Origin of the sequence: Peptacetobacter sp. AB845, assembly GCF_047528295.1 — a bacterium.
Taxonomy (GTDB): domain Bacteria; phylum Bacillota; class Clostridia; order Peptostreptococcales; family Peptostreptococcaceae; genus Peptacetobacter.
The window spans coordinates 1,203,331-1,217,333 of record NZ_CP180001.1 but is presented as its reverse complement, the minus strand read 5'-3'; the positions used below and the strand labels follow the sequence as shown (position 1 = coordinate 1,217,333).

The 14,003-nt window shown below is 31.4% G+C and carries 15 protein-coding genes; 2 read left to right on the top strand and 13 right to left on the bottom strand.

Annotation, left to right across the window (positions count from 1 at the left end; all coding sequences use genetic code 11):
- From fapR to ACK2WO_RS05690, 4 genes are all read right to left on the bottom strand, one after another.
- Positions 1-558, bottom strand: a complete 558-nt coding sequence (gene fapR, locus ACK2WO_RS05705; protein WP_006440052.1) for a transcription factor FapR — start codon at positions 556-558, stop codon at positions 1-3.
- A 254-nt stretch (positions 559-812) separates the two neighbouring features.
- On the bottom strand, positions 813-989 hold the full coding sequence (rpmF, locus tag ACK2WO_RS05700; RefSeq protein ID WP_006440051.1) for a 50S ribosomal protein L32: 177 nt from the start codon (positions 987-989) through the stop codon (positions 813-815).
- A gap of 16 nt (positions 990-1,005) precedes the next feature.
- Positions 1,006-1,539, bottom strand: coding sequence for a YceD family protein (locus tag ACK2WO_RS05695; RefSeq protein ID WP_414698689.1), 534 nt, complete (start codon positions 1,537-1,539; stop codon positions 1,006-1,008).
- A 149-nt stretch (positions 1,540-1,688) separates the two neighbouring features.
- A complete protein-coding gene (locus ACK2WO_RS05690) occupies positions 1,689-2,885 on the bottom strand; it encodes an acetate/propionate family kinase (RefSeq protein ID WP_414698688.1) in 1,197 nt (398 codons plus the stop codon).
- 207 nt (positions 2,886-3,092) lie between these two features.
- On the opposite strand from ACK2WO_RS05690, the gene ACK2WO_RS05685 reads away from it, so the two are divergent.
- On the top strand, positions 3,093-4,520 hold the full coding sequence (locus ACK2WO_RS05685; RefSeq protein ID WP_414698687.1) for a nucleotidyltransferase family protein: 1,428 nt from the start codon (positions 3,093-3,095) through the stop codon (positions 4,518-4,520).
- 176 nt (positions 4,521-4,696) lie between these two features.
- Here the strand turns inward: ACK2WO_RS05685 and mscL are convergent, their stop codons facing one another.
- From mscL to ACK2WO_RS05640, 9 genes are all read right to left on the bottom strand, one after another.
- Positions 4,697-5,116: a large conductance mechanosensitive channel protein MscL gene (gene mscL, locus ACK2WO_RS05680; RefSeq protein ID WP_414698686.1), complete on the bottom strand. Its 420-nt coding sequence runs from the start codon at positions 5,114-5,116 to the stop codon at positions 4,697-4,699.
- 23 nt (positions 5,117-5,139) lie between these two features.
- A complete protein-coding gene (locus tag ACK2WO_RS05675) occupies positions 5,140-5,664 on the bottom strand; it encodes a hypothetical protein (RefSeq protein WP_178412458.1) in 525 nt (174 codons plus the stop codon).
- 151 nt (positions 5,665-5,815) lie between these two features.
- Complete coding sequence (locus tag ACK2WO_RS05670) at positions 5,816-7,006, bottom strand: coenzyme F420-0:L-glutamate ligase (protein WP_178412459.1); 1,191 nt, start codon at positions 7,004-7,006, stop codon at positions 5,816-5,818.
- 132 nt (positions 7,007-7,138) lie between these two features.
- On the bottom strand, positions 7,139-7,660 hold the full coding sequence (locus ACK2WO_RS05665) for a hypothetical protein (protein WP_178412460.1): 522 nt from the start codon (positions 7,658-7,660) through the stop codon (positions 7,139-7,141).
- Between the two features lies 1 nt (position 7,661).
- Positions 7,662-8,165: a pantetheine-phosphate adenylyltransferase gene (gene coaD, locus ACK2WO_RS05660; protein WP_178412461.1), complete on the bottom strand. Its 504-nt coding sequence runs from the start codon at positions 8,163-8,165 to the stop codon at positions 7,662-7,664.
- Entirely contained in the window at positions 8,158-8,727 is a 570-nt protein-coding gene (gene rsmD / locus ACK2WO_RS05655; RefSeq protein ID WP_414698685.1) for a 16S rRNA (guanine(966)-N(2))-methyltransferase RsmD, read from the bottom strand. The genes coaD and rsmD overlap by 8 nt, the downstream gene beginning before the upstream one ends.
- A 74-nt stretch (positions 8,728-8,801) precedes the next feature.
- On the bottom strand, positions 8,802-10,868 hold the full coding sequence (gene recG / locus ACK2WO_RS05650; protein WP_414698684.1) for an ATP-dependent DNA helicase RecG: 2,067 nt from the start codon (positions 10,866-10,868) through the stop codon (positions 8,802-8,804).
- 101 nt (positions 10,869-10,969) lie between these two features.
- Complete coding sequence (locus ACK2WO_RS05645; protein WP_414698683.1) at positions 10,970-12,604, bottom strand: DAK2 domain-containing protein; 1,635 nt, start codon at positions 12,602-12,604, stop codon at positions 10,970-10,972.
- A gap of 10 nt (positions 12,605-12,614) precedes the next feature.
- A complete protein-coding gene (locus ACK2WO_RS05640) occupies positions 12,615-12,965 on the bottom strand; it encodes an Asp23/Gls24 family envelope stress response protein (protein ID WP_414698682.1) in 351 nt (116 codons plus the stop codon).
- Between the two features lie 383 nt (positions 12,966-13,348).
- Between ACK2WO_RS05640 and rpmB the strand changes: the two genes are divergently transcribed.
- Positions 13,349-13,537 (top strand): 50S ribosomal protein L28, encoded by a 189-nt coding sequence (gene rpmB / locus ACK2WO_RS05635; RefSeq protein WP_006440038.1) that lies wholly within the window; start codon positions 13,349-13,351, stop codon positions 13,535-13,537.
- Positions 13,538-14,003: the final 466 nt, after the last annotated feature.

The following is a 14,003-nucleotide window of genomic DNA, read 5'->3' as shown; positions in this document are numbered from 1 at the left end:
CTATTCCATTTCTTCAAATATAAATTTGCCTCTAAAAATCTGTTCCTGCTTCTTGTTGTTGATTACGACTTTAACATAGTGCTTTTTGTCGACATTTCTATAAATTTCAGCCTTTGCTATTAGTCTATCACCTTTCTCAACAAATTTTATACATTTTATATTTGCAACTCTCATTATTACTTTAGGCGTATCTATTATCGCCATCGCTAGCGATTCCGCAAGCGAGAATATATACGCATCTTTTAAAGTTCCAGTCTTAGAGTAAATCATATCCTCATTCACTTCTAGCATCGAAATTCCAAGCTCACCTACAGATATGTCTATTATTTCTCCTGTTATCTCTTTCATACCTAAGGTTCTTACCTTTGTGCTCTGTGATTCAGCTATGTTTTTAACTCTTTCTCTGAGTTCTGGAATATTCAGACTCATACGGTCTAGCCTGATAGTCTGTACACTGACACTGAATACTTCCGCAAGTTCTTCGTCTGTGTAGAACGGATCTGTCTTTAACATATCGACAAGTTCCTTCTGTCTCTGAACTTTACTTCTCTTTTTCATGTTACCTCCAAAATTTATAGCCAGTTTTATGACCAGCTACTAATAGTAGTATATATTATATGCTCATTTTTTTCAACACTTAATTTTTCACTTTTTTTCTATTTACCCCTAGAAAAAAATATCCTTAGCATTTTGAACAAAAATTATCCTAATTATACATTACCACAAATTAAGACCAAGTACAAAAAAATGAACAAAATGCATAAAAAAAACATGTAGATTACTCTACATGCTTTTTTCTATTTGTAAACTTATTATTTTTCTACGATTTCTTTACCTTTGTAATATCCACAATCAGGGCAAACTCTGTGTGGTAATTTTGGTTCATGACACTGTGGGCATTCTACGAAACCTGGTGCAACCATTTTTGAGTTAGCTGCTCTTCTCATATCTCTTTTTGATTTAGAAGTTTTTCTCTTTGGTACTGCCATTTAGGACACCTCCTCTTTATTCATTTTTCAGTAATTCTTTTAATTTAGCAAAACGTGGATCAATATTATCCTCGTCATTTATCTTTTCGCTGCATCTGCAATCCTCTTTATTAAGGTTTGCTCCACATCCTGGGCAAAGACCCTTACAATCTTCACCACAAAGAACTTTATGAGGCATATTAAACTCTAAATTCTGAGCTATTATTTCTAAAAGGTCTACATTTTCATAGTCCTCTACAATAAATGCATCGAATTCTTCATATTCATCCTCAGTATAATTGTTCTCCTGCACTATAAATCCCTGTATATTGAACTCTAAAGGAAGCTCAACTTCTTCAAGACATCTTGAACATCTGTCCACAACAGTCATCTTAACATCTGAATTTATATACAGTTCTTTACCGTTACGAGTTATTTTTCCCGTAACCTCAATAGGTGAAGCCAATTTATATTTTTCATCACAGTAACTAATAGTATCAATTTCTTCGCAAAAATTCAAGTCAATTTTATCAATTTCTTTTCCGCGTAGTTTGTCGACATTAATTATCATAAAGCTCACCTCTTTGCATTTACCTAATTATTATACAAATCATAAATTTGTTTGTCAAGTATTTTTACTTGATAGGTAAAATTTTGTTTAAAATTTATGTATTTAGGCTCCTAAATAGCCGCTTTTACTAATCAATCGACTAATAATAACTATTTTACTAATGCTAAAGTATCTCTAGCTATCATTAATTCTTCGTTAGTTGGTATTAATAACATTTTAACTTTAGAGTCTTCTGTAGATATTACAGTTTCTTTTCCTCTAACGTTGTTAGCTTCTGCATCTAATTTCATTCCTAAGAATTCCATGTTAGAAGCTATTTCAGCTCTTATTCCTATTCCGTTTTCACCAACACCAGCTGTGAATACAACTGCATCTAATCCGTTCATTTCTGCTGCGTAAGATCCTATGTATTTCTGAACTTTTTTAACATAAGCATCTAAAGTAGCCTGAGCTAATTCATTTCCTTCGTTAGCTGCTGATTCTATATCTCTGAAGTCTGAAGATATACCAGTCATTCCGTATACACCAGATTCTTTGTTCATTAATTTATCAAGACCATCTGCGTCTAATCCTTCTTTTCTCATTAAGAATGGTAATATAGCTGGGTCTATGTCACCACATCTAGTTCCCATTATTAAACCTTCAAGTGGAGTGAATCCCATAGAAGTATCTACACATTTTCCACCATCTACAGCTGCTATAGAAGCACCGTTTCCTAAGTGGCAAGTTACTATTTTAAGGTCTTTTATATCTTTTCCTAGCATTTCTGCTGCTCTCTTAGATACGTAGTTGTGAGAAGTACCGTGGAATCCGTATCTTCTTACTCCGTATTTAGTATATAATTCGTATGGAAGTCCATATAAGAATGATGATTTAGGCATTGTCTGATGGAAAGCTGTATCGAATACACCTACCATTGGAACATCTGGTAATATTGCTCTACAAGCATCTATTCCCATTAAGTTTGCTGGGTTGTGTAGAGGAGCTAAGTCTATACATTCTTTTAAAGCTTCTTCTACTTCTGGTGTTATTACTGCTGAAGATGCGAATTTTTCTCCACCATGAACAACTCTGTGACCTACTGCATCTATTTCTTTCATATCTTTAACTGCTCCAACTTTTTCGTCAGCAACAGCGTCTAATACAAGCTGTATAGCATCTTTGTGGTCTTTCATTGGCTGTTCAACAACATATTTGTCTGCTAAACCTTCTTTTTCATGTTTAAGAACAGAACCTTCTATTCCTATTCTTTCAACTAAACCTTTACATAAAACTGATTCATTTTCCATATCTATTAACTGATATTTTAATGATGAACTACCGCAGTTTAAAACTAATATTTTCATTATTTATCCCTCCAGAAATTTATTGTCTTTTTATGTTGCAATATTTATCTAAATATACTACAACTTTTACTTATATAAAAACCGAATTAACATTACTAATATATCATTTTTTTGCGTAAATTTAAAGTCTTTTTCCTTTTTTATTTCATTCACATGAGTTATACTTTTTTTATTAGTAGAAATTTTTTGAAAAGGAGTTTAATTTTTATGAATGTAACAGGTCTAATTGTCGAGTACAATCCGTTTCATAACGGTCATACATATCATTTACAAAATTCTTTAGAAAAAACAAATGCCGATGCTTCAATCGCTGTTATGAGTGGGAATTTTATTCAAAGAGGAGAACCTGCTTTATTTGATAAATTTTCTAGGGCAAAGGCCGCAGTTGAGTCAGGAGTGGATTTGGTTGTAGAGCTACCTTCAATATATGCATCACAAAGTGCAGAACTTTTTGCTAAAGGCTCTGTTTCTCTTTTAAATTCTTTGGGGTGTGTGGATTCAATTTGCTTTGGAAGTGAAGAAGGAAATATAGATGCACTTTATCTTATCGCCTCTATTCTCTGCTCAGAGCCTAAAGAGTTTAAAGAAAAGTTATCATTGTATCTAAGCGAGGGTATGTTATTTCCAACTGCTAGAAATAAAGCTTTATTTGACTACATAAATTCTAAAATTGAATATATAAATCCCCAAGTTGATTGTATAAATTCTCAAGTTGATTGTATAAATTTTCAAGATTTTATAATTGAAAATAATTTTAAAGATATGGATTTATCTGAGGAAAGACTTAATAGTATTTTAAGCTCTTCAAACAATATTTTAGGAATTGAGTACATAAAGCAACTAATATCATTAAAAAGCAATATAAAGCCCTTTACAATAGGAAGAATTCGGTCTAAATACAATTCTGAGGAAATATCTGGAAACATAAATTCTGCAACTGCTGTAAGAAAAAAACTACATGAAATAATATCTAATGAAGATTCCTCTAGTTTAGAGATAAATAATTTAGAATATATAAATAATCTAATCAAAAAAATAAAAAATTGTGCTGATATAACTAATTCAATCCCCGAATCCACTTTAAATATGATTACCTCAAATATAGAAAAAGGATTCTTCCCGATGTATCCTGAGTACTTTTTTGAAACACTTATATCAACTATAATTAGAGATAAAAAGAATTTAGAATCGTATTTTGATATTTCTGAGGGAATAGAAAATAAAATATTCAAATCTGCACTTGTAGCAAAAAATTATGATGATTTATTGAATCTAATAAAATCTAAAAGATATACAATGACAAGAATAAAAAGATGCCTAAACAACATACTTTTAGGCGTTACAAAAGAAGAGATGGAATTTGCAAAAAAAATAGACACTATACCTTATGTAAGAATCTTAGCATTTAACTCAAAAGGTAGAGAAATCATAAGAGAAATAAAAAAATCATCTGAAATAAAAATAATAAACAAATTCTCAGAAATAGAACACTTCATGGACGATGAAAAATTTAAATTCCTAATAGAAAACGACATAAAATGCACAGACATATACAACACAATTTACTACAAAAAAAATAGATCCCTTTTAAAAGGATCTACAGACTACTTTATAAAACCGATATACGTAAGATAAACTTTATTACAATATATTTTTTACCGTATCATCAAATTTACAAACTTAGGACAAGAGATATAAAGGCTCGTATGCGACAATACTGCAAGCACCCCACAACTGCTAAATGTATTACTCTAACAGTGTGGGGCGCTGAAGCCTGGAGCGAGAGCCTTTATATCTCTTGTCCTTCTACTTTATAAATTTGATGTACAATGTGGACATCTTGTCGCATCTATTGCTATTTCTGTTTTACAGAACGGACATACTTTTGTAGTAGGTGCTGCTTGTTCTTCTTCATCTGTTTTCTTGATAACTAGCTTAGCAGAAAATCTATTCATAAACTTGATTATAACAAATAGTACTGCAGCCATTATCAAGAAATTGATAACTGCTGTTATGAAGCTTCCATAGTTTAAAGTAACATCTCCAACTATGTTCCATTTTAAGTCGCTAAAGTTCATTCCTCCAAAAATACCTATTATAGGGTTTATAATGTCATTTACAAAAGAATTTACAATACCTGTAAACGCACCACCTATAATGATACCTACTGCCATATCCATTACATTTCCACGGCTAATAAATTCCTTAAATTCCTTTAACATCTGCTTCATAGCGAATCTCCCTCTCTTTTAAATTATTTTATAAAATTAGCTTCGTTACCTAAAGATATAGTCTGTTTTTCAGTTTCTTCCCCATTTTTATACTCAAATACAAGTTTGTGCTGATTTAATAATTTTTTTATACCGTTATTATCAAGACCCTTTGTATATAATATAAAGTCCTCGTCATATCTGTATACTCTATCTATATCATTTTCACTAGATGTAGCGTTTCCTGATACATATCTCTGTATAGAGTCTACAGAGCCACATTTTCCTTTAAATGTAGGTATTGTCATCTTCATATCAGAATATTTATCACTATAGTTAGTGTATACTGATATATTTACAACTTTAAACTCATCTCTGTTTATGTTTCTACCTAACTGTTCAATTTCTATGCTTTTAAATTCTTCTATATTAGGTTTTGCAACATCAACCTCTACCTGTATATTTGGGTCTTTTGCCTCTTCTTCATCAGTTTTTTTGCATCCTGTCATTAAAACAGATGAAAATACAACTGTAGAAGCGAGTATAAGAGCTAATAACTTCTTCTTCATATTTCTACCTCCAGTAAATCTTTTTTATAAAATCTTATAATATTATAACATAAAAATTTTATTTTTTTCTTCATTCTCTTAATTTTTCACAAACTATACACATTAAAAAACCTCCAGCATTAAACTGGAGGTTATAATCAAAATCATTTAATTAGTTTGTGAAGTTATCGAAGTATCCCTGTATATGTACTATTGGAGTACCTTTATCTCCACTTCCTGAAGTAAGGTCACATAATGAACCTATAAGGTCAGTTAATCTTCTTGGAGTAGTACCCTGAGATACCATTTCTCCTACTAAATCGTTATCTTTATTTTTTATGTATTCAGATATAGCGTCTTTTAATTCATCACCTTTTAAATCAGCGAAATCATTGTCTGCTAAGTATTTTAATTTAACTTCGTTTGGAGTTCCTTCTAAACCTGAAGTATAAGCTGGAGAAACTACTGGGTCAGCAAGCTCCCATATTTTTCCTACTGGATCTTTGAAAGCTCCATCTCCGTATACCATAACTTCTACGTTTTTACCTGTTCTTTCTTTGAACTGTTTCTGAACTTCTTCAACGAAATCTTTACAATCTCTTGGGAATAATTTTACAGTTTCTTCAGTTGATTTGTTTGTTCCTAGTAATCCGTAGTTTTCATTGAATCCACTTCCGTTTACTGATTTAGTTAATATGTCATCAAGACCTATTACAACTTCAGCTCCTGCTTCTTTTAATATTCTCTTAGTTCTTTTTCTTGTGTGTATATCACAAGTTAAAACATTTTTAGTGTAGTCTAATATAACTTTTGGGTTGTTAGCGAATATAACTTCTACTTCTGCCCCAGCTTCTTTTATTAAAGAAGAATAGTATTCAACATAGTCTACACCTGTGAATGTGTGTTTATTTTCTCCAAATAATTCTCTATATTTTTCAAGAGTAAGTACATCTGAGTATGGGTTTACACCTTTTTCATCAAGAAGTTCTATATCAACTAAATGATTTCCAACTTCATCAGATGGGTAACTTAGCATAAGAACTACTTTTTTAGCTCCTCTAGCTATACCTTTTAAACATATAGCGAATCTATTTCTACTTAATATAGGGAATATAACACCTATTGTTTCTCCACCTAACTGAGCTTTTACATCTTCAGCTATGTCATCTATTTTTGCATAGTTACCCTGTGCTCTAGCTAAAACTGCTTCTGTAACAGCTACTACGTCTTTATCTCTCATTTCATAATTTTCGCTTTTAGCTGCATCTAATACAGAATCTACTACTATTGTTGCTAGATCGTCTCCTTCTCTTATGATTGGAGCTCTTACTCCTCTAGAAATTGTTCCTACTTTTCTCTCCATATTGGTATCACCTTTCTTTATATAAATTAATTGGTTTTAACAAATTTATTTATAAAATTTTATCTCTCTTAATAAACAATCCTTAACTAGTATATAAAAAAATTAGGTTAATGGCAAATATTTTTTTGATTTTTACTTAAATTCTTCGCGATTTTTTCTAATTTCGTCCAAAATTGTCGCTACATGGGCTTCAACCTCAGCTAAAAGTTCGTCTGCATACTCTGCTGTACCAATTTTTATCTCTTCAGAAACAGCCTTTGCATTGCTTATTATTTTCTGAGCTTTTTCCTCTGCTTCTATTACAGGCTTACTGCTATTTATATAATCGTTTACAGCATCTTCTGTGTCCTGTCTTAAATCTTCTGCTTCTAAATTAGCGTCATTTATTATTTCGTTCGCTTTCTTTTCTGCATCATCTAAAATTTCCTGAGCTTCTGCTATTGCTCTATTCATTATATCTTTACTTTCATCGGCCACATTTTTAGCCTGTTCTAATTCTTTAGGAAGTGCTCTTTTTATATCACTTATTATATCTAGTGCATCCTGTCTTTCTATGCTGCATTTATGTGAATTAAATGGCACCGAAGAAGCCTCCTGTATAAGAAACTCCAACTCTTTTATAAGGTCTAATATGTATGAATCTTCTATATGCATGTTATATCTCCTTTCTCTCCATCTTAATTTTTAATTCTCTCAATACCTGCTCTGGAACTAAATTCTGTATATCTGCCCCAAAAGATAGTACCTCTTTAATAAGAGATGAACTTATAAATGAGAATTTAGTATTACTTGGAAGGAATATAGTCTCTATAGAAGAATCAAGTTCTCTATTCATGTGAGCCATCTGTAATTCATAATCTACATCTGCTGCACTTCTTATTCCTCTAACTAATGCATCTATTCCATTTTTTTCACAGTATTTTACAAGTAAACCATCAAAAGAAATTACTTTAACATTTTCTAAGTCAGATGTACACTCTTCTATTAGTTTTACTCTCTCCTCTAAAGTAAATAAAGCTTTTTTATTTGGATTTATAAGGATTCCAATCTGAAGTTCTCCAAAAAGCTTCGATGCTCTTCTTATAATATCCAAATGACCATTTGTAATTGGATCAAAACTTCCAGCAAAAATAGCCTTTTTTACATTACACTTATTCATCGCTATCCTCCACAGCTAGTTTATAAAAACTAAGCACTGTTATACCATATTTTTTTTCTTTTGTTTTGACTATGTTTCCTATTTCATCTGGTAGTTCATCTTTTTTATCATGTTCTACCACAATCACCCCATCTTCAGAAAGTATATTGTTATTATCTATTCTTTCTATACAGTCTACAAAAAGTCCTTCATAATAAGGTGGGTCTAGCATTATTATATCGAATTCTTTATTTTTAATCCCCATATCCGATATAACATTTTTGTAGTCCTTATTTATAACTATACTGTCCCGCTCTACTCTAGCCTTTTTTATATTAGACTGAATTATCTTTATACTTTCTTTACTTAAATCCGAAAAAACGCAATGATTAGCTCCTCTAGATAGACATTCTATCCCAAGAGAACCAGAACCTGCAAAAAGGTCTAACACATTTGCATCCATTACGTATGAATTTATTATATTAAAAAGTGATTCTTTTACTCTATCTGTTGTAGGTCTTACACTTTGATCCTTAGGTGGATTAAGTTTTAACCCTCTTGCTTTTCCTGAAATAACTCTCACGTTTTTCTCCTTTCAATTCAACTATCATATATCTTTCATTATATCATATAGTAAGTATTATTGTATTATATTAATTAATTCATTGTTATATCTTCTTCTATTTTATCCTTAAATTTAGACTCTATTTCCCTTTTTAGACCTCTATATTCTTTAAAATCTAAAGTAGGGTCATCTCCTATTATAATTCTAGCTTCTTGTTGCACAGTTTTTAATATCTTCATGTGTTTAAAAAGATTTGCTATCTTAAGTTCTGGAACACCATGTTGCATTGTTCCAAAGAATTCTCCTGGCCCTCTAATTTCTAAATCTTTTTCAGAAATTTTAAATCCGTCGTTTGTTTCTTCCATTATATCCATTCTTTTTCTGCAAACTTCACTGTTTGAGCCATATATTAAAACACAATAAGACTGATGTTTTCCTCTTCCTACACGCCCTCTAAGCTGATGTAGCTGTGCAAGTCCAAATCTTTCTGCATTTTCTATAATCATAAGAGTAGAATTTGGAACATTTACACCTACCTCGATTACCGTTGTAGAAACAAGTATATCAAGTTCGTGATTTTTGAAGGCTGTCATAATAGCATCCTTTTCAGAAGGTTTCATTTTTCCATGAAGAAGTCCTACTCTTAAATCTGGGAAAAAGTCCCTTTTTATCTCTTCTGCTGTCTCTGTTGCAGAAGTTATATCTAAAGTTTCACTTTCTTCAACAAGAGGACATACTATATATACCTGTCTACCTTTATCCACTTCTCTTCTTACAAGAGAGTTGTACACTTTATCTCTTTTTTTCTTTTCAACAGCTATTGTTTCTATAGGCTGTCTACCTGGAGGAAGCTCATCAATTATTGAAATATCCAAATCTCCATAAAGTATAAGTGCAAGAGTTCTTGGAATCGGCGTTGCTGTCATAACAAGTATATCTGGACTAACTCCCTTAGAAGACAATTTTCCTCTCTGTCTAACACCAAATCTGTGCTGCTCATCAGTTATCACAAGTCCAATATTTTCAAACTCTACATTATCCTCTATAAGTGCATGAGTCCCGATTAATATATCAACCTCTCCATCTTTAACCCTTTGAAGTATACATTCCTTTTGCTTTTTAGTAACACTTCCTGTTAGAAGCTCTACATTTATTCCAATATCTTCAAATGTTTCAGTAAAAGATTCATAATGTTGTTGTGCCAATATCTCTGTTGGAGCCATAAGAGCACCTTGATAACCATTAAATACACATTCTGCAAGGGCAAGAAGTGCAACCACTGTCTTACCACTTCCGACATCCCCTTGTACTAACCTATTCATCACTTTTTCTGAACACATATCATCTATTATCTCATTTAATGCTCTATTCTGAGCTTTTGTCAATTTAAAAGGTAATGACTCTAAAACATCGTCTAATCTTGAATCCCTTTTAAAAACTATTCCCTTTTTATCACTACCTCCACCTTTATACATAAAAAGACCTAGCTGAAGTACCAATAACTCTTCAAAAATCAATCTATACAATGCAACTTTTAAAGATTCCTTATCTTTGGGGAAATGTATATTCTTTATAGCATACTCAATTCCACAAAGTCTGTACTTCTTCATCAAATGCTCTGGCATATACTCTGGTATTCTTATATCTTTATTTTCAAATACCATTCTTATAGTATTCATAATATCCTTATTTGTAATTCCATAGCTAAGAGGATATACTGGCATCAATTTTCCTATATTTTTAGGAGATGAAGACAAATACTCAAGTTCACACGAATTAAGCTCTACAAATCTACCATTTTTCTTTACCTTACCAAAAGCTAGTATACTATCTCCTACTCTAAATGTATTTTTTATATACTCTCTATTGAAAAATGTAAGCTTTGCAAATCCAGTATCGTCTTTTACATCTATTCTAGTTATAGTCATTCCCTTTTTAGGTGTGTAACTCTCTATATTAGTTATAAGTGCTTTAACTGTAACTTTTTCTTCATCCTCAAGCTGAGCAATTTTTTTAATTATACTTCTATCCTCAAACTGTCTCGGAAAATAATAAAGAAGGTCTTTTATTGTATAAATTCCTAGTCTATTCAGCTTTTCTGCTTTTTTAGGGCCAATTCCTTTAACATACTGTATGCTTTCGTTTATTACACCGAACAAATTTATCACCTGCCTAAATTTTATTCTGATAGAACAAAAATAAATCAAAAAAAATCCTGTACAACATATATCTCAGTCATACAGGATTGATTTACTTATTTTTATTCAACTGATATTAGGTAGTAGTAAAGAGGCTGTCCACCGTAGTAAAGCTCTACATCTATGTCCTCGAATTTTTCTTCTAATTCTCCTCTTAACTCCTCAGCCTGTTCTTCTGTAACATCTTCACCATAGAATAATGTTATTATAGCTGAATCTTCATCAACTAATTTTTCTACTAGTTTTTTTGCTACTTCATCAACTTCATCACCAGCTGCAATCAGTTCTTTTTCAGCAATACCTATTATATTACCTTCTCTTATTTCTATTCCATTCATTACAGTATCTCTAACTGCAAAAGTAACCTGTCCTGATTTTACATAGCTTAATGCTTCTACCATATTAGCTTCATTTTCTTCAGCTGTAGCTTCTGGATTGAATCCAACAAGTGCACTAACTGCCTGTGGAATATTTTTAGTTGGTATTACTATTATGTTTTTATCGCTAAGTTCTTTAGCCTGATTAGCTGCCATTATTATATTGCTATTGTTTGGTAATATGAATATATTTTTAGCGTGGATTTTGTCTATTGCTTTCATGAAATCTTCAGTACTTGGGTTCATAGTCTGCCCACCTTCGATTACATGGTCAACACCAAAATCTTTGAATATGCTAGCTAATCCTTCTCCCATAGAAGTTGATATAAATGCAAATTCTTTTTCTTCTACTGGTTCTTCGTATTCAGCATTTTCTGAAACACCTTCAAGTATGTTTTCGTGCTGCATTCTCATATTTTCTATTTTTATTGTTAGTAACTGTCCGTATTTTAATGCTTCCTGAAGAACATTACCTGGTTCGTTAGTATGAACATGTACTTTTATAACACCTTCATCTCCAACTACTGCTAAACTGTCTCCATATCCTAGCATTATATCTCTTATTCCAGCATCATCTATTTTATCTGATTCTAGTATAAATTCAGTACAGTATCCGAATTTTATATCCTCTGTAGATGTATTATCTGCTGATGATAGAGATACATTTTTAAGTTCTGATTTTTCTGCTGTTGATGGAACTACTGATTTTCCAACTATTGCAAGATAGAACCCTTCTAATATAAGTGTTAAACCTTTACCACCTGAGTCTACAACTCCTGCATCTTTAAGGTTTTTAAGTAAGTTAGGAGTATTTTCTAATGATACATTAGCTTCTCTAACTACTTTTCCTAAGAATTTTTCAATGTCATTTTCTCTTTTTGCTAATTTAACCGCATATTCAGCAGTTTCTCTTATAACTGTTAGTATAGTACCTTCTACTGGTTTGATAACAGCTTTGTAAGCAGTATCAGAACCGCCTTTTAAAGCTTTTGCTAAATCTGTAGTTGAAAGTTTATCTTTACCTTCTACAGATTTTCCTATACCTCTGATTATCTGTGATAATATAACCCCTGAGTTACCTCTAGCACCCATTAAAGATCCTTTTGATAACGCCTTTGCTATCTTAGTTATATCATCTTCTCCTACTTTTTCTAATTCCTTCATTGCATAAGATATAGTAAGTGACATATTTGTACCAGTATCACCATCTGGAACTGGGAATACATTTAATTTATCTACTAAATCTTTACTATTCTGAAGATTATTAGCACCCGAAACAAACATTTCTCTGAATGCCTTGGCTTTTATATATTCGGTCATTTTTTTCCTCCTATTTTACTCTTATACCCTGTACATTTATATCTATTTTAGTTACTTTAACTCCGATTAATTTTTCGACTGTGTATTTTATCTTATCTATTATATTGTTAGCAACTGTAGATATATTTATTCCATACTGCATTATTACGAAAAGTTCTATTTCAACAGCATTATCTTCAGTTTCTTCTACTTTTACACCTTTTGTCGCATTTTCACCCTTTAAAAGTTCAACTATTCCTTTAGTTCTTGATGCAAGTCCAACTAGCCCATAACTTTCCATAGCTGCTCTATATGCAACCTGTGCTATTACATGCTTATCTATTTCTATACATCCGTATTCATTTGTTATTTTTGCGGTCATGGTTCTGAACCCCCTCTTAAAAGTTTTTTGCCGATTAACCTCTAATCTCGGCATAAATACATAAAGTATCTATTTTTCTAGTCGATATAAACAATATGATACTATAGTCTGGTTATAATTTAAACCTATATAGCATATAATAATCTAATTTTAACAATAATATCAAGTCTTTTTATGAAATAAACTTTTTTATTTTTGCAAATTAGAAAACTTTTTGTTTACATTATCAGCATTTATATATATAATTTTATATGATAAATAGATATTCTTCAATATCTTCAAAAGAAATATATTTTTTTCTTGCAAAACTTTGTTGTTTATGATATTATAAATATGTTTTTAGTCTTTAAATAGTTATTTATTTTTTAAGGAGGTGCACGGTAATGTCAAGAGTATGTAGCGTATGTGGTAAAGGTAAACATTCAGGAAACACAGTATCACACTCAAATAAACACAACAAAAGAACTTGGTCTGCAAACTTAAGAACTGTTAGAGTTGTAGAGAACGGAACTCCAAAAAGAGTTAAAGTTTGTACAAGATGCCTACGTTCTGGAAAAGTTGAAAGAGCTTAATTAAAATTTTGTTCGTGAGATCAAAGGTCTACCAAAAGGTAGACCTTTTTTTATTTGATTTAATACTCAAGAAAGGTAGGCTAAATACCCCATCTCTGCTCCAGGCTTCGGTCGTAGTTTTCATTGAAATTTCAATGTTGCTACGACCTGCAGATTGTCGCTGGATTTGGCACATTTCACCTCTCTTTCACATTATTTTTTCACATATTCCTTTCACTCAAAAATCTGTTAGCAATAATTTTGCAATAAGTTATTTTTTGTTTAAACTGTTATAAATTTACTCCCTTATATGAAGTCGTCTAAATTAAAATTTGTATGATAATAATTATATTTCAGTATTGAAGATTATAGACAAAAACGCGCTCGACAATCTGCAGAACTTTGCATCATTTTGAAAGCTTTGCTTGAAAAAGGCAAAGTTCGAAGCCTGGAGAGAAGTTTTGTCTATAATATTTAATACTGCGAG